At 68.2% G+C, this 15707-nt stretch carries 13 protein-coding genes and 1 pseudogene; 8 read left to right on the top strand and 6 right to left on the bottom strand.

Annotated features, from left to right (window positions below; all coding sequences use genetic code 11):
• Positions 1–19: 19 nt before the first annotated feature.
• A complete protein-coding gene (locus tag ACWF0M_RS17955) occupies positions 20–1108 on the top strand; it encodes an aminotransferase class V-fold PLP-dependent enzyme (protein ID WP_452236786.1) in 1089 nt (362 codons plus the stop codon).
• Between the two features lie 100 nt (positions 1109–1208).
• On the opposite strand, the gene ACWF0M_RS17960 is transcribed toward ACWF0M_RS17955, so the two are convergent.
• Positions 1209–3563 carry a DEAD/DEAH box helicase gene (locus ACWF0M_RS17960; protein ID WP_452236787.1) on the bottom strand — a complete coding sequence of 785 codons (2355 nt, stop codon included), beginning with the start codon at positions 3561–3563 and terminating at the stop codon, positions 1209–1211.
• Positions 3564–4030: 467 nt separating this feature from the next.
• Here ACWF0M_RS17960 and soxR point away from each other — a divergent pair, with 467 nt between their 5' ends.
• Together soxR and snpA are read left to right on the top strand one after the other, a co-directional pair.
• On the top strand, positions 4031–4507 hold the full coding sequence (soxR, locus tag ACWF0M_RS17965) for a redox-sensitive transcriptional activator SoxR (protein WP_355474198.1): 477 nt from the start codon (positions 4031–4033) through the stop codon (positions 4505–4507).
• 272 nt (positions 4508–4779) lie between these two features.
• Positions 4780–5463 carry a snapalysin gene (gene snpA / locus ACWF0M_RS17970; protein ID WP_452236788.1) on the top strand — a complete coding sequence of 228 codons (684 nt, stop codon included), beginning with the start codon at positions 4780–4782 and terminating at the stop codon, positions 5461–5463.
• 122 nt (positions 5464–5585) lie between these two features.
• Here the strand turns inward: snpA and ACWF0M_RS17975 are convergent, their stop codons facing one another.
• Positions 5586–6617: a LacI family DNA-binding transcriptional regulator gene (locus tag ACWF0M_RS17975; RefSeq protein WP_452236789.1), complete on the bottom strand. Its 1032-nt coding sequence runs from the start codon at positions 6615–6617 to the stop codon at positions 5586–5588.
• A 221-nt stretch (positions 6618–6838) separates the two neighbouring features.
• Here ACWF0M_RS17975 and ACWF0M_RS17980 point away from each other — a divergent pair, with 221 nt between their 5' ends.
• Positions 6839–7918 carry an ABC transporter ATP-binding protein gene (locus ACWF0M_RS17980; protein WP_452236790.1) on the top strand — a complete coding sequence of 360 codons (1080 nt, stop codon included), beginning with the start codon at positions 6839–6841 and terminating at the stop codon, positions 7916–7918.
• A 59-nt stretch (positions 7919–7977) separates the two neighbouring features.
• Here the strand turns inward: ACWF0M_RS17980 and ACWF0M_RS17985 are convergent, their stop codons facing one another.
• Positions 7978–8928 (bottom strand): glycosyltransferase family 2 protein, encoded by a 951-nt coding sequence (locus ACWF0M_RS17985; protein WP_452236791.1) that lies wholly within the window; start codon positions 8926–8928, stop codon positions 7978–7980.
• Between the two features lie 105 nt (positions 8929–9033).
• Here ACWF0M_RS17985 and ACWF0M_RS17990 point away from each other — a divergent pair, with 105 nt between their 5' ends.
• On the top strand, positions 9034–11544 hold the full coding sequence (locus tag ACWF0M_RS17990; RefSeq protein WP_452236792.1) for a YfhO family protein: 2511 nt from the start codon (positions 9034–9036) through the stop codon (positions 11542–11544).
• On the opposite strand, the gene ACWF0M_RS17995 is transcribed toward ACWF0M_RS17990, so the two are convergent.
• The 3 genes and pseudogenes from ACWF0M_RS17995 to ACWF0M_RS18005 all read right to left on the bottom strand — a co-directional run.
• Positions 11537–12526 (bottom strand): ABC transporter permease subunit, encoded by a 990-nt coding sequence (locus ACWF0M_RS17995; protein ID WP_452236960.1) that lies wholly within the window; start codon positions 12524–12526, stop codon positions 11537–11539. The genes ACWF0M_RS17990 and ACWF0M_RS17995 overlap by 8 nt on opposite strands.
• Positions 12526–13260, bottom strand: a complete 735-nt coding sequence (locus ACWF0M_RS18000; RefSeq protein WP_452236793.1) for an ABC transporter ATP-binding protein — start codon at positions 13258–13260, stop codon at positions 12526–12528. Before ACWF0M_RS18000 ends, ACWF0M_RS17995 begins: the two co-directional genes overlap by 1 nt.
• Positions 13261–13321: 61 nt before the next feature.
• Positions 13322–13471 (bottom strand): annotated as a pseudogene (locus ACWF0M_RS18005) (ABC transporter ATP-binding protein); the annotation flags it as partial.
• Between the two features lie 504 nt (positions 13472–13975).
• Between ACWF0M_RS18005 and ACWF0M_RS18010 the strand changes: the two are divergent.
• The 3 genes from ACWF0M_RS18010 (at position 13976) to ACWF0M_RS18020 (ending at position 15697) form a co-directional block, all read left to right on the top strand.
• Positions 13976–14278, top strand: coding sequence for a metal-sensitive transcriptional regulator (locus tag ACWF0M_RS18010; protein ID WP_452236794.1), 303 nt, complete (start codon positions 13976–13978; stop codon positions 14276–14278).
• Positions 14279–14489: 211 nt separating this feature from the next.
• Positions 14490–14711, top strand: a complete 222-nt coding sequence (locus tag ACWF0M_RS18015; protein WP_134130638.1) for a heavy-metal-associated domain-containing protein — start codon at positions 14490–14492, stop codon at positions 14709–14711.
• Entirely contained in the window at positions 14708–15697 is a 990-nt protein-coding gene (locus tag ACWF0M_RS18020; protein ID WP_452236795.1) for a hypothetical protein, read from the top strand. Before ACWF0M_RS18015 ends, ACWF0M_RS18020 begins: the two co-directional genes overlap by 4 nt.
• Positions 15698–15707: the final 10 nt, after the last annotated feature.

The raw sequence follows: 15707 nt of genomic DNA on the forward strand, positions 1-15707 counted from the left end.
CACTACGCTCGGCAACACCATGAGCATCCACGATCGTTATCGGTTGAGTGTGGTGATCAACGCCAAGGGGACGTACACGCCACTGGGGGTGTCGAGGAGTTCCGACGGGGTGGCGGCGGCCGTCGCACAGGCACTGCCTGAATTCTTCGTGATGGACGAGCTCGGCGACCGTGCGAGCGAAGCCATCGCCCAAGTGACCGGCGCCCAGGCGGGCGCCGTCGTGCACTGCGCCGCGGCCGGCATCACGCTCGCGGTCGCGGCCACCATGACCGGCGGCGACCCCCGACGTACGGCGGCGTTGCCGGACGCCACGGACATGCACAACCGCGTCGTCCTGCCGGCCTGCCACGTCGTCGACTACGGGCACTCCAACCTGCAGGGCATCCGGCTCGCAGGCGCCCAGGTGGACCTGGCGGGCGACGAGGACAGCTGCACGATCGCGGACCTGGAGGCCGAGCTCGACGGGCCCGACATCGCCTGCCTGATGCTGGTGTCGTCGCGGTTGACGACGGGCGAGCCGATCGACCTGGTGGCCGCAGTGCGGGCCGCCCACCGTCGCGGCGTACCAGCGATCATCGACGGGGCGGCGCAGTTCCCGCGGATCGCGGACCTGCTCGCGACCGGCGCGGATCTGGTGCTGGTGAGCGGCCAGAAGTACCTCGGCTCGCCGACTGCTGGGCTGGCGGCCGGGAGCTGGGCGTTGGTGCAGGCGCTGCGGGCGCAGGAGAAGGGCATCGGGCGGGTGATGAAGCCGACGAAGGAGGCGATCGTCGGCGTCCTCGCGGCGCTCGAGGAGTGGCAGGCGTTCGACCGGATGAAATGGGAGGCCGACGAGCTCGCGAAGGTGGATGCGTTCGTCGCCGCGGTCGCGCGAATCCCTGGCGTCACGACCGAGGTCGTCCCGGATCCGACCGGCCTGCAGGTGTCGCGGGTCCTGCTGAAGGTCCCCGACGCCAAACGCGTCGCCACCGAACTGGAAGCCGGCACACCGCCCATCTACGTGATGACCGACCGGATGGCCGAGGGCGAAATCATGCTCGAGCTCATCCCCCTGAACCCCGACGAGATCGCAACCGTCCTCGCACGCCTGTGGGCCGTCCTCACCTGACCCGCTGCACACAAAACGGTGGGCCGGCACAGGCTATTCCCTGTGCCGGCCCACCGTTTGTTGTGTATCAGGGCTGGTACGTCCCCGCCAGAACTACTTCTCAGTGCTGGTAGGACTTTCCGTCGGTACGACGGCCGCCGTTGCCACTGCGACGCGGACCGCTGCCGCCGCGGCTGTCGTGGCCGCGCCCCGGACGGGTGCTGCCGTAACGCTTGCCGCCGCCGCCCTTGTTGAAGCGCTGCGGCTTCGGGGCCGGAAGCTTCACCGGGTAGCCGGACGGCTTGCTGCCGCCGGTCAGCTCGGTGACGAGCTCGTCGCCCGGACGGGCCCGAACCGGCTCGGCCTTGACACCGGCGGACTCGGCCATCCGGATCATCCCGCGCCGCTGGTGCGGAAGAAGCAGGGTGACGACCGCGCCCTTGCCACCGGCACGTGCCGTACGACCGGCGCGGTGCAGGTAGTCCTTGTGCTCGGCCGGCGGGTCAGCCTGGACGACCAGGCCGACGTCGTCGACGTGGATACCGCGGGCCGCGACATCCGTTGCCACGAGCACCGGTACCGAACCGTCCTTGAACTGGTCCAGCGTCCGGTTCCGCATCCCCTGGGTGAGGCCGCCGTGCAGAGCCGCCGCCATCACGCCGCGGTCGCGCAGCTGCGTCGCGATCCGGTCGGCGCCCAGCTTGGTCCGGACGAACACGATGGTCCGGCCCTCCCGGCTGGCAAGCTCGGCGGTCAGCGACTGCTTGTGCGCCGGCTCGATGACCAGCAGGTGGTGCTCCATCGTGCTGACCGAAGCCTGCCCGGACTCGGTCGAGTGCTGCACCGGGTCCTTCAGGTAGGTACGGACGATCTTGTCGACGTCGTTGTCCAGCGTCGCCGAGAACAGCAGGCGCTGACCTTCCGGCGGCGTCATGTCGAGCAACGTGGTGACGGCCGGCATGAAGCCCATGTCGCACATGTGGTCGGCCTCGTCCAGCACCGCGACCTCGATCGCGCCGAGGTCGGCGGCACCCTGCTCGCACAGGTCGATCAGGCGGCCCGGGGTGGCGATCAGCAGGTCGACGCCGCGACGGAGCGCGTCGATCTGCTTCGGGTACGGGAGACCGCCGGCGATCAGCTTCAGCGACACGTTCATCACATGCGCGAGCGGCTCGAGGGCGTCGTGCACCTGCATCGCGAGCTCACGGGTCGGCACCAGGATCATGCCGCGCGGGCGGCGCGACTCGGTGTGACCGCCGGACAGCCGCATCAGCGTCGGGAGACCGAAGCCGAGCGTCTTGCCCGAGCCGGTCTGACCGCGGCCGAGCACGTCCTTGCCGGCCAGCGCGTCCGGGATGGTCGCGGCCTGGATCGGGAACGGCGAGCTGATCCCGTCCCGGGCCAGCCGCTGCACGAGCCGCGGCGCGAGGCCGAGCGCCGCGAACTGGTTGTCTTCAGCAACAGTACCGAGATCCACCGGCTGTTCTGCCTGCTCACTCCGCCGGTCGTCCCGGTTGCTCACTCGTTCGTCCCTCCGATAGCTCTTCTCGTCCCGCGCGAACCGCGGACCGTCATCCTTGCTGTACTGCGAACGCTCGTCACGATCGAACCGCGACCGCTCGTCCCTGTTGCCCTGCGCCCGGTCATCCCGGTTGTACTGCGGCCGGTCGTCGCGGTTGTCCCGGTTGTACGACGGACGGTCGTCGCGGTTGAACCGCGGCCGCTCGGTCCGCTCACCCTGCGAACGGTCGTCCCGGTTGAAGGACGGACGCTCGTCACGGTTGAAGCGCGGCCGCTCATCCCGGTTGAACGACGAACGGTCATCCCGGTTGAAGGACGGGCGCTCGTCGCGGTTGTACGACGGGCGGTCGCCCCGGTTGGTCGACGTACGGTCGTCCCGGTTGTACGACGGGCGGTCGTCACGGTTGAACCGAGGACGCTCGTCGCGGTTGCCCTGCGAGCGGTCGTCACGGTTGAAACGCGACCGGTCGTCCCGGTTGTAGGACGGGCGGTCGTCACGGTTGAATGACGGGCGCTCGCTCCGGTTGGACGACGTACGGTCGTCCCGGTTGTAGGAGGAACGGTCGTCACGGTTGTACGACGGGCGGTCGCTCCGGTTGGTCGACGTACGGTCGTCGCGGTTGTACTGCGGGCGGTCGTCGCGGTTGGAGCGCGCGCTGTTGTCCTGGGCGCGGTCGTCGCGGCGGAACGCCGGACGGTCGTCGCGGTTGTTGCGCGCGGGACGGTCGTCGCGGTTGTACGACGGGCGCTCGTCGCGGGTGCGGTCGGTGGAGCGCTGGCCGCGGTCGGGGCGCGCCTGCTCGGCGCGGTACCCCTTGACGGGCGTGCTGTCCGTGCGTGGTGCGACATAGGTCGGGTCCGCCGCGAGGCGTTCGCCGTACGACTGGTTCTGGTGTTTCTTGTGTCGGGGCTTCTTGATCCGCCCGTCGGCGGACTCGGGGTCGTGCTGGGTCACGCAAACTCTCTCTCGGATTCACGGACGAATTGCCGGATCGCAGCCGCACGGGAGCGCCGGTCACGAACATGACCGGACAACAACGTGCTCAGCAGGAGACGGGCATCGACCTGCGGGTGCTATCGCGTTGCACCCATGTCGCCGGACTTTCAGCGGATGCCGAAACCGACGGGTCGGAGCGCCTGGGAACATCTCTGGTGACGCGACGCGCGCACCGACACCCCAAAAGTATAACCGATCGTGACCGTTGCCCCGACCACCCACCCGACGTAACGCCCGACCGGCAGACCACCGACCCGACTGGTCTTGCGGACCTCCGGCACTCACCAACCGCACTCCCGACCGCACCGCCGAGCGGGCCGGAGCGTGCGACCCGCCGGCTCCGGCGACTTGCTGAGTGCCGGCGGTCCGCTCCCCGCACTTCAAGCGTGGTTGAGTTTTTGGGACGGGGTTCTAGGGTGGCGGGTATGGGTGAGGAGAACGTCCCCAGCAAGGAGCATTGGCTCTCGATCGGGGAGATCGCGCATCGGTCCGGGGTCGCGGCGTCGGCGTTGCGCTTCTACGAGGATCAGGGCCTGATCGCGTCCCGGCGTACGGCCGGCAACCAGCGGCAGTACCAGCGCAGCACGCTGCGGCGGATCGCGTTCGTGCAGGCGGCGCAGCGGGTCGGCCTCGCGCTCGCGGAGATCAAGCAGGCGCTGGATTCGCTCCCCGAGGACCGTACGCCGACGCGCGCCGACTGGAGCAAGCTGTCGAAGACCTGGCGCAGCCGGCTCGACGAACGCATCGCCGAGCTCGAACGTCTCCGCGACGACCTCGACTCCTGCATCGGCTGCGGCTGCCTCAGCCTCCAGCGCTGCAACCTCTACAACAAGGAGGACCGCCTCTCCACCCGGGGCCCAGGCGCCCGCCTCCTCAACGTAGGCATCCCCGGCGAGGCCTAACCCCACCAGGACAGCAGGCCCACCAGGACAGCGCGCCTAGGACAGCAGGCCGCGCTCCACTACTTCGACGAGCAGTTTCCTCGCGGCGTACGACCATTGAAACCCATAACCCGGCCGCTATGGGCGGCATAGAACGGGCCGGAGGATTCGCGGGTTAACCCGAGGGTTTTGCGGGAAGCGATGCGGAACATCGGGAGTCTTGGGAGCATCCGATGGTGGCGATCGGTAATCCGCCCGTCGCTATCCGCCACCGATTCGGAGTGAGGCCCTCCATGTCGCATCGCCGTATCCTCTCCAGCCTCACGGGGCTCGCCGCCGCCGCGCTGGCTGTCCCCGCGCTGGCAGCGTCCCCCTCGACTGCCGCGCCCGCCGTCGACTCGCACGTCTCCACCGTCACCACTCGCGCGGCGTACGTCGGCTCGCCGCAGGACGAGGCCGCAACGAAGGCGTTCTACGACGCCGTGATGAAGTCCGCCCAGTCCAAGCTGGCCACGCAGGCGAAGGCCGGCCGGAAGGTCACCGCGGTCACCGTCACGTACGCCGTCGACGCGCCGACGTTCGCGTCCCAGATCTCGTCCAGCACGCAGATCTGGAACTCGTCGGTCAGCAACGTGAAGCTCGTCGAAGGCAGCAACTACGACTTCTATTACACCGAGGGCAACGACTCGCGTGGTTCGTACGCGTCCACCGACGGACACGGCAGCGGCTACATCTTCATCGACTACGCCCAGTCGCAGCAGTACGACAAGACCCGGATCGTCGCCCACGAGACCGGCCACGTACTCGGCCTGCCGGACCACTACTCCGGCCCGTGCTCCGAGCTGATGTCCGGCGGCGGCCCCGGCCCGTCCTGCACGAACCCGTACCCGGACTCGACCGAGCGCTCCAAGGTCAACCAGCTGTGGGCCAACGGCTTCGCCAGCGCCGCCAAGGCCGCGTTCCACACGTCCAAGTAGACCCCCACGCAGGCAGAACCCGCCTTTCGGCGCAGAAACCACCCGGATTCGGGGGTTCTGCCTGCGTGCACGATCCTCCGGCTCGGAGCCGCCCGGCAGGGGACGGTCCCGAGCCGGAGCCTTCAGCGAGCGGGGCCGGTCGAGCCGCGTACGACGAGTTCTGGGCGGAACAGGAACTCGGTGTGTGGTGTGGCGTGGCCGCGGACCTCTTCCAGCAGGGACTGGACCGCGGCCAGCCCCATCGCCTGTACCGGCTGGCGGATCGTCGTCATCGGCGGGTCGGTGAACTCCATCATCGGCGCGTCGTCGTACCCGACCACCGAGATGTCACCGGGCACCGTGAGCCCCCGCTGCCGGGCGGCGCGGATGACGCCGAGCGCCATCATGTCCGAGCCGCAGACGACCCCGGTGACCCCGGCGTCCAGCAGCTGCCGGCCGGCCGCCTCGCCGCCCTCCACGCCGAACATGCTCAAGGCAACCATCGGCTTCAGGTCCTCGTCGGACAGGCCGAGCTGGGCCTTCATCGAGGTCAGGTACCCGGCCAGCTTCCGCTGGACGACGATGAACCGCTCGGGCCCGGACGCGAAACCGATCCGGCGGTGCCCGAGCGCCACCAGGTGCGTGACCGCCTGCTCCATCGCGGCGTACTCGTCCGACGACACGAACGGCGCCTCGACCGACGGCAGCCAGCCGTTGACGAACACCACGGGCAGCCGGCGCTCGACCAGGGCCTGGTAACGCTCGTGGTCCGCGCCGGTGTCCGCGTGCAGGCCAGAGACGAAGATGATCCCGGAGACGCCGCGCTCGAGCAGCATCTCGACGTACTCCTCCTCGGTCGCGCCGGACGGCGACTGCGTACACAGCACCGGGGTGTACCCGCGCTGCGACAACGCCGACTCGATCACCTGGGCGAACGCCGGGAAGATCGGGTTGATCAGCTCCGGCATCACCAGCCCGATCAGCCCCGCGGACCGCCGCCGCAACCGTGACGGCCGCTCGAATCCCAGTACGTCGAGGGCGGTCAGGACGGACTGTTTGGTGTCCTCGGCGACCCCCGGCTTCCCGTTCAGTACCCGCGAGACCGTCGCCTCACTGACCCCCGCCTTGGCCGCGATGTCCGCCAGCCGTGCCCTACCACCAACGCTGCTGCTCACGCCCGGCACTGTACCCAGGCGCTCCTGACTTTTCAGCAAGATCCTGCAAGAACTTGCAGACTGCGCGCTGGTGTCCACTCCGTGAACAGAATGGACACGTCACACGCCGCATACCTTGTCAGGACGAGCGCGCCAGGTGAGGATAGGCGCACTCCCCCGGCTTGGGGGGCCTTTACTCGGATCGTCCGGCACGTTCCTGCCGGTGAAGGGAAAGATCAGTCATGGCTACTGTGTCGTTCAAGGCGGCAACCCGGATCTACCCCGGTGGTGACACCCCCGCCGTCGACAAGCTCAACCTCGAGATCGAGGACGGCGAGTTCATGGTGCTCGTCGGCCCGTCGGGTTGCGGCAAGTCCACTTCGCTCCGGATGCTCGCCGGCCTCGAAGAGGTCAACGAGGGTTCGATCTACATCGGCGACCGCGACGTCACGCACCGTCCGCCGAAGGAGCGGGACATCGCGATGGTGTTCCAGAACTACGCGCTGTACCCGCACATGTCGGTCGCGGACAACATGGGCTTCGCGCTGAAGATGCAGGGTGTCTCCAAGGAGGACCGGGCGAAGCGGGTCGGCGAAGCCGCCAAGCTGCTCGGCCTGGAGGAGTACCTGGACCGCAAGCCGAAGGCACTGTCCGGTGGCCAGCGCCAGCGCGTCGCGATGGGTCGCGCGATCGTGCGTAACCCGCAGGTCTTCCTGATGGACGAGCCGCTGTCGAACCTCGACGCCAAGCTGCGGGTGCAGACCCGTACGCAGATCGCCGAGCTGCAGCAGCGTCTCGGCGTCACGACCGTCTACGTCACCCACGACCAGGTCGAGGCCATGACGATGGGCGACCGGGTCGCGGTGCTGAAGGACGGTCTGCTCCAGCAGGTCGACACCCCGCTGAACCTGTACGACAACCCGAAGAACAAGTTCGTCGCGGGCTTCATCGGCTCGCCGGCGATGAACCTGCTCACCGCGGACATCTCCGACGGTGGCGCCAAGGTCGGCGACTACGTGATCCCGATCGGCCGCGACGTACTGGCCAAGGCCGGCAGCGACAAGACCCTGACCGTGGGCGTTCGCCCGGAGGCCTTCAAGGTCGCCGACGAGGGCCTGCCGGTGAAGGTCGCCGTGGTCGAGGAGCTCGGCGCGGACGCGTACCTGTACGGCACGTCGGAGCACAACGGCGAGCACCAGCAGATCGTCGCCCGGATCGACGCCCGGATGACGGTCGAGAAGGGTTCGACCATCCGCCTGGCGGCCGTGCCGGAGAAGCTGCACCTGTTCTCCACCTCGACCGACGAGCGGATCACCGCCTGATCGTCAGCAGTAGCTGTCACCGGCCCCGGGTGGTTCGTCCACCCGGGGCCGGTGTCTGTTCAGCTACTCCGCTCCAGCCTGTCCGCGGGGTTCATGTTGGTCTGCTTGAGCAGGTAGTGCGGGCGCTTCTTGGTCTCGTAGTAGATCCGGCCGATGTACTCGCCGATCACGCCGAGCATCACCATCTGCAGTCCGCCGAGCCCGGTGATCGCGGCGATCAGCGTGACGTACCCGGGCATCTCGACACCGTGCACGATCGCGGCCACGATCACCCAGATCGCGTACCCGGCGGCCACCGCGGTCAGCAGCAGGCCGACGTAGATCGCCATCCGCAGCGGCTTGTTGTTGAACGACAGCAGCCCGTCCAGCCCGTACTCGAGCAGCCGCCGGAACGTCCACCGGCTCTTGCGGTCCGGCGGCGGCTTCACGTTGTCGTACTCGAACAGGAGCGACTCGAACCCGATCCAGGCGAACAGCCCTTTCGAGAACCGGTTGTACTCGTTCAGCTCGAGCAGCCCGTCGACCGCGCGCCGGGACAGCAGGCGGAAGTCGCCGACCCCATCCGTCAGCTCGACGTCGGCCCACTTGTTGATCAGCCAGTAGTACGCCCGCGCGAGCAGCGTCCGGGTCGCCGGGTCCCCGGTCCGGTTGCGCCGCGCGATCACCTGGTCGAACCCGCGCTCGTACTCCTCCAGCATCCGGCCGATCAGCTCCGGCGGGTGCTGCAGGTCGGCGTCCATGATCACCACGGCGTCGCCGGTCGCGTACCGCAGGCCGGCCAGCATCGCGGACTCCTTGCCGAAGTTCCGGCTGAACGACAGGTACCGGACCGATTCGTCGGTCGCCGACAACTCCACCAGGGCCTCGAGCGTCCCATCAGAACTACCGTCGTCGACGTACAGGATCTCGTAGGGTCGCCCGGTCTCCTCGAGCTCGCGGCTGAGCGCCTGATGGAACCGCGAGACCACCTCGACCTCGTTGTAACACGGCACCACCAGACTCAATCGCATCGCTGTCCCCATCCGCCCCGTACGTCGACCATGATGCGATTCTTGTCCAGACCAGAACTACCCGCTAGCTTTGGCGACCGGGTGAGCGGAACGAAGGGGCGGCCAATGGTTTCCGAGGACAGTGCTGACGGAGGGGCTGTCCGGCGGCGCTCGGCGCTGCTGCCGGCAGCCGTCGCCGCTGTCGTGGTGGCGGCGGTGTTCGCCGCCTCCGGAATCATCCGCGGTACCTTTCCCTTCGGTTCGCTGTCCCGCAGTACCAACGATCTTGGCACCCAGTACATCCCCTTCTTCGCCCACCTCTGGGACGTCCTGCACGGCCAGAGCCAGGGCGATCTGCTGTTCAACTGGCAGAGCGCGTTCGGTGTCGGCTTCCTCGCGGACGTCGGGGTCGATCTCGGCAGCCCATTGTCCCTGCTGGTGGGTCTGTTCCCCCGCGACCAGATCGACCTCGCCGTCTTCGTCATCACCACGCTGAAGCTGAGCCTGGCCGCGGCCGCGATGGCAGCCGCACTCCTTACGATGCGTCCCGGACCCCGCTGGGTTGCGGCGATCCTGGGAGTTTCGTACGGCGTCTGCGGCTGGGCACTCGACGACGGATCCTACGTGCCGATGTGGCTGGACGGCCTGATCGCCCTGCCGATGTTCTTCCTGGTCGCCGAGTGGTCACTGCGCCGGACCAACCGGGTGCTGAGTGTGCTGGTGGTCGCCGTCTTCTGGCTGTCCAACTTCTACACCGCCTACATGGCAACGATCGCGGGTGGGATCTACCTGCTCGCCCGGCTGCTCAGCAGCGACCTGAGCTGGTCGCTGCGCCTCCGGTCGGTCGTCCGGCACGGCGTCTCGTTCGTGCTCGGCATGGCCTTGGTCGCGCCCATCCTGCTACCGATCATCACCACCAACCGCGCCGCAACGCCGTCCCCGTCCGGGATCTTCCACGCCTCGGCGATGGACCTGTTCCTCTCCAGACTGCTCCCCCTGTCCGAAGGCGTCGGCCGAACCGCCAGCCTGTACGTCGGAACCATCGCCCTGCTGCTCGCGCTGACGATGCCGTTCAACAAGTTCGTCCCGTGGCGGCCGAAGGCGGTCTGGGTGATCACGACCGTCCTGGTGGCGTTGTCGTTCCGCTGGGCGCCGACGCAGAAGTTCTGGCACGCGTTCGACACCCCCAACGGCAGCCAGTACCGCGAGGCGTTCGTGCTCTGCGGCCTGCTCGTCGCGGTCGCGTGGGTCTCGGTCGCCCACAAGCTGCCCGGCCCGATCGCCCTTCTGGGCGGTGCGGTCCTGCTGGCGCTGATCGCCGTACTGTCCGACGGCAGTCCGCTCCTGACCGAGCACTGGATGGAGGTGCTGATCGCGTCCGCGGCGGTGGGGTTGGTTGCGTTCGGCACCATTTGGACGTTGCGCCGGTTCCCGCGGACGCGCCGGGTGAAGTGGCCGGTGGTCGCCGCGTTCGCCGTACTGCTGCTCGTGGTGGCGGCGGAGACCACGTGGACCGCGGTGATCACCGACGAGCAGCGCTCGAAGGTGCTCAGTACGTCGAACGCGGCGTGGGACGCCAAGCAGACCACGCGGTACGACGCGTTGCGGGAAGCCGACGGGTGGCCGAAGTACCGGACCGAGCCGGGGACGTCCGTCACGCCGAACGATCCGATTCTGCTCGGCGGTCAGGGCGCCGGCCTATACAGCAGCCTGTTGCCGCACTCGGTGAACGAGATGATGACGGGACTCGGCTTCGGCTGGTCCGGGTACGGTCGCGCGGCGCGCACGCTCGACAACCCGGTCACCGACACGATCTTCTCGGTCGGGGCCCGGATGCGGCTCGTCGAGGACGGCAACCCGAAGATCACCCTGACGACGGTCCCGCCGCTGGTCACGGTACGGCGGCGGCTCGATGAGGCGGTTCCGGTCGACACCAACGCCCCGAACGCGTACGCCGCCCAGGAGCGCCTGCTCGGGACCAAGGTGTACGAGGTCCCGGAGTACAAGGGCACCCGGTTCGCGACCGGTGACGTCAAGCTGGTCGCTGCCTGTGCGCCGGGAAGCACGGCGTACCTGTTCATGCGGCGCGTCGGCGGACGCGCCCGGCTGGCCGGCGGCCAGTGGCACGAGCTGAGCTCGACACGTCGTCCCGGGATCAACACCAGCAGCGCGATGATCGGCCTCGGCACTGTGCCGGCAACCGGGATCGTGCTGGTCGAGGTCAACTTCGGCGAGGACCCGCAGGGCATTCCGCCGCGGAACGCCCTCGGCTGCCTCGATCAGAAGGCCTTGAACAGCGCGGTGAAGAAGCTGCGGGCGACCGGGGCGACGGACGTGGAGACGACCGGTCATTCCCTCCACGCGACGCTGCCCACGGGCAGCAAGGGCTGGGCGGTGGTCGGCGTACCGAAGATCGACGGCTGGACCTGCTCGGTCGCCGGCGCCAAGGCGCAGACCCCGCGGGACTTCGGCGGTCTGATCGCTGTCCCGCTGACGGGTACGGCGGACCGGGTGGACTGCACGTTCACGCCGCCGGGGCTCCGCCGCGGCCTGGCAATCGGTGCAGCCGCCGCCGTAGCCACGCTCGGAATCGCATTGATCGGCGCGGTACGACGGCGGCGGCGCACCGCTAGTTGACGTCCCGGCGGTGGAAGACCCAGCCGCCGAGCAGGATCACGACGACGGCGAAGATCGCCAGATACCAGGCGCCGTGCTCGAACGAAAGCGTTTTCTGCACGTAGTCGCAGGCGTAGCTGCCGTCGGTACCGGTCTTGCATTCCGTCACGTAGTACTGCGCGTCGTGCCGGACGAAGGCATCGAAGTTGAGTTTCACCAACCACGGCTGGGCCTTCTCCAGGAACGCAGCGAAAACGCCTTCCGCAAGGACCAGGTACGCCATCACGACACCGATCGCGGCGGCGGTGTGCCTCAGTAGCAGGCCGACGACGCTGCCGAGCGCGGCCGCCAGTGCAGTCGTCACCACGGCGCGACCGGCGATCGCGGACAGATCGCCCCAGACCTTCCCCGTCGTACTCGCCGTATCACCCAGGTGGTCGACGATCAGGAACGTTCCGAACAGCACGATCGCCAGCACCACCGCGGCGATCGGCACGAACCCGGTCGCGGCCGCGGCCAGCTTGCTGCCGTACACCCGGAGCCGGCGCGGCTCGAACGTCAACCAGTTGCCGATGGCACCGGAACTGAACTCGGCGCCGAGGAAACTGGCGCCGATCAGGAACCCGGCGAACGCCAGGAAGTACGACGAACCCTGCAACAGGTCCGGCATGATCTGCGCGAACACGGTCGGCGGCTTGCCGAAATCCTCCGCCTTGGGCTCGGTGAAGGTACACATCTCCTCGAGCTTCGGCTTCGGGTCGGACTGCGTTTTCCAGTCCGCCTCGCACTGGGTGCGCATCTCGGCCGCGTGCTCGACCCAGTCCTTGTGCGCCAGCTCGAACTGCTGCTGCGCCTGCTGCTGCTCGGCGGCGGACAACGGCCGCGCGTCGAACCAGGTGGCGACCAGCAGCAGGATCGTGATCAGGAACAGGCCGACGAGTCCGATCGCCGTCAAGCGGCGCGCGATCAGCCGGCGGAGCTCGACCTTGGTCAGGCGAATCATCACAGGCCCTCGCCTTCGGTGAGCTCCAGGAAGACCGACTCGAGGTCGGCACGGACCGGGGTCAGCTCGGACACGTACAGCTCCTGATGGGCGAGGCGCCGCGTCACGTCGGCGGGATCCGGAGCGCCTTCGACGAGCAGATAGTTGCCGTCGGCACGAACCGCCATACCGGCTGCGGTCAGGATCCGGGTCGCGGACTCGTGGTTGGCGGTGCCGTTTCCGACGGCAACCTTCACCGTGGGCGCCGTACCGCCGCCGATGACTTCCGCGACCGTGCCGGATGCCAGCAGTCGACCGTGGCCGATGATCGACACAGTGTCGGCGACCTGCTCGACCTCGGCCAGGATGTGGCTGCTGACCAGGACCGTCTTCCCCTGCTCGCCGAGTCCGCGCATGGTCTCGCGGATCTCCCGGATACCGGCCGGATCGAGGCCGTTGGTCGGCTCGTCGAAGATCAGCAGATCGGGATCCTTGAGCAGCGTGGCCGCGATCGCCAGCCGTTGCTTCATGCCCAACGAGTACGACCGGAACCGGTCCTTGCCCCGCTCGCCGAGCGACGTCTGCTCCAGCACCTGACCGACCCGCGCACGCGGTGCACCGATCGCCTCCGCGAGCAACTCCAGGTTCTTCTGCCCCGTGAACGCCGGGAAGAACTTCGGCGACTCCACGATCGCACCGATCCGCCCCACCACCTCCGGCAACTGCGCCGGCACCGGCTGACCGAACACCCTCATCGACCCCGTCGGCACGCACCAGCCCGAGTAACATCCGGATCGACGTGGTCTTCCCCGACCCGTTCGGCCCGAGAAACCCGTGCACCCCACCAGCCGGAACCTCCAGATCCAGCCCCTGCACCGCCACCACCTTGCGCCCCCGCCGCGTCCGGTACGTCTTACGCAACCCCCGCGTACTGACGGCCACCTCGGACATCCACGCCCCTCTCATCCACTTCGTCCCTGAGCAGACGCACAGCGTGCCAGTTTTGTTCACCACCCGCACACGCAACACCCGAGGCAACTGTTGTGCCGGGCCGCCTTTTCTACGCCACTTTGTGCACGGGATCCGCAGCTCAGGCGCCCGTTGACGCGACTACGGTGCACAAAGTCGCGCGCTGTCGAGCGGGTGGGGCCCGGTGCACCCCCGGCGGGGGCGGTGGACAGGAAATAACCTGTGCTGCCCCACCGGAGACCCGGTTACGCCCCGGCGTACGGCCGGTCGTTCGTTGGCGTACGGCGGTCGTGCGTTGGCGTACTGCGGTTGTGCGCTGGCGGCGGCGTGCTCCGCGGGGCGGGGGTGGTTGATGCGGGTGGGGTCGCGGGACTGATGCAGTTGAGAGATACCCCTGGGTGGTATTGGTGGAGGGCTTGCGTTCTATACCCGTAGGGGGTAACTTCTTCCTCGTGGAGATACCCCGGAGGGGTAGCTGAGGGCTAGGAAGAGGGTTGCGAGATGAGCAGCGACGAGGGACACGTGCACGGGTACACCGCCGAGAAGAGCAGTCATCTGAAGCGGCTGCGGCGGATCGAGGGTCAGGTTCGTGGGCTGCAGCGGATGGTCGAGGAGGACAAGTACTGCATCGACATCCTGACCCAGGTGTCGGCGGCCACGAAGGCGTTGCAGTCGTTCTCGCTGGAGCTGCTCGACGAGCATCTCTCGCACTGCGTGGTCGAGGCCGCGCAGAAGGGCGGTCCCGAGGCCGACGAGAAGGTCCGCGAGGCCTCCGACGCAATCGCCCGCCTCGTCCGCAGCTGAACAACATCAATCCACGGCTGATCCACCTCCGACCGCAGCAGATCGCCTTCGTCCGCAGCTGATCCGCTTTCGTCAGCAGCTGAACCACATCCGCCCGCGGCTGAACCACAACCGCCCGCCACTGGACCAGCCTTATCCGCGAATGGACCAGCTCGTCCGCAGCCGGACCACATCTCCAACAATCACCCCGTTTCGAGCAAGGAGCATTGATATGAGCACCACTACGACCTACTCCGTTTCCGGTATGACCTGTGGGCACTGCACTTCGGCTGTTACCGAGGAGCTCAGCAAGCTTGTCGGTGTGCAGGACGTGAAGATCGACCTCGTCGCGGGTGGCACCTCCGCGGTGCACGTGACGAGTGAGTCCGCTCTCGACGAGGCCGCCGTACGCGACGCGGTCGACGAGGCGGGTTACGAGCTGGCGGCGTCGTGAGCCGTGCCGTCGCGCTCCGGCTCGGCGCGTTCGCCGGTGCGGTGGCGCTCGCCTTCGGGGCGGCGTACGGCATCGGCTCCGCGATCGACCCGATCGCGGCGGCCGACGACACCTCCGCGGCACCGGCCCACGGAGAGGAGATGGGTGGCATGGAGCAGCCTGCAGGCAGCTCCGAACACGGCGGACACGAGTCGGCCGGGCAGCTGCCCGGGCTGGCGGTGTCCGACGCCGGCTACACGTTCGCGCCGGAGAAAACGTTTTTCACCAGCGGCACAGAGACCGCGCTGCGCTTCACGATCCAAGGACCGGACGGCAAACCGGTCACGAAGTACACGAAGACCCACGAGAAGGACCTGCACCTGATCGTGGTGCGGCGGGACCTGTCCGGGTTCCACCACATCCATCCGACGTTGGCGGCGGACGGGACGTGGAGCATTCCGTTCACGTTCACCGCGGGCGGGACCTGGCGGCTGTACGCCGACTTCCAGCCGGCCGGCCACGACAGCACCATCACCCTCGGCACGGATGTGAACGTCACCGGCCTGTACGTCCCGGTCCCGGTCGCCGAACCGGCGAGCGTCTACAGCTTCGACGGGTACGACGTGACGCTGCAGGGCACCCCGGTCGCCGGCAAGGAGTCCGAGCTGACGTTCGCGGTGAACCGCAACGGAAAGCCTGTCACCGACCTGCAGCCGTACCTGGGCGCCTTCGGGCACCTGGTCTCGCTGCGCGGCGGCGACCTCGCCTACCTGCACAACCACCCGTCGCAGCACGCCGAGCCGGGCATGAAGGGCGGACCGACGATCACCTTCGGTACGACGTTCCCGACCGCCGGCGCGTACAGCCTGTTCCTGGACTTCCAGCACGCAGGCAAGGTCCACACCGCCGAGTTCACCGTGAAGGTGGGCTCGACCGCGACCGCCGTACCGACTGCAACCACAGCAACCCAGACCCCTGGGCACGCCGAAACGCCGCACGGCCACTGAGAGGAGGCGC

It is taken from the genome of Kribbella sp. NPDC055110, from assembly GCF_053607525.1.

Bases quoted from the DNA above. Each gene is read 5' to 3' on its own strand.
- ACWF0M_RS17990 (WP_452236792.1), top strand. From the start codon at position 9,034: ATGGTTTCCGAGGACAGTGCTGACGGAGGGGCTGTCCGGCGGCGCTCG.
- ACWF0M_RS17980 (WP_452236790.1), top strand. From the start codon at position 6,839: ATGGCTACTGTGTCGTTCAAGGCGGCAACCCGGATCTACCCCGGTGGT.
- ACWF0M_RS17985 (WP_452236791.1), bottom strand. From the start codon at position 8,928: ATGCGATTGAGTCTGGTGGTGCCGTGTTACAACGAGGTCGAGGTGGTC.
- ACWF0M_RS17995 (WP_452236960.1), bottom strand. From the start codon at position 12,526: ATGATTCGCCTGACCAAGGTCGAGCTCCGCCGGCTGATCGCGCGCCGC.
- snpA (WP_452236788.1), top strand. From the start codon at position 4,780: ATGTCGCATCGCCGTATCCTCTCCAGCCTCACGGGGCTCGCCGCCGCC.
- ACWF0M_RS17955 (WP_452236786.1), top strand. From the start codon at position 20: ATGAGCATCCACGATCGTTATCGGTTGAGTGTGGTGATCAACGCCAAG.
- ACWF0M_RS18015 (WP_134130638.1), top strand. From the start codon at position 14,490: ATGAGCACCACTACGACCTACTCCGTTTCCGGTATGACCTGTGGGCAC.
- ACWF0M_RS18000 (WP_452236793.1), bottom strand. From the start codon at position 13,260: ATGAGGGTGTTCGGTCAGCCGGTGCCGGCGCAGTTGCCGGAGGTGGTG.
- soxR (WP_355474198.1), top strand. From the start codon at position 4,031: ATGGGTGAGGAGAACGTCCCCAGCAAGGAGCATTGGCTCTCGATCGGG.
- ACWF0M_RS18010 (WP_452236794.1), top strand. From the start codon at position 13,976: ATGAGCAGCGACGAGGGACACGTGCACGGGTACACCGCCGAGAAGAGC.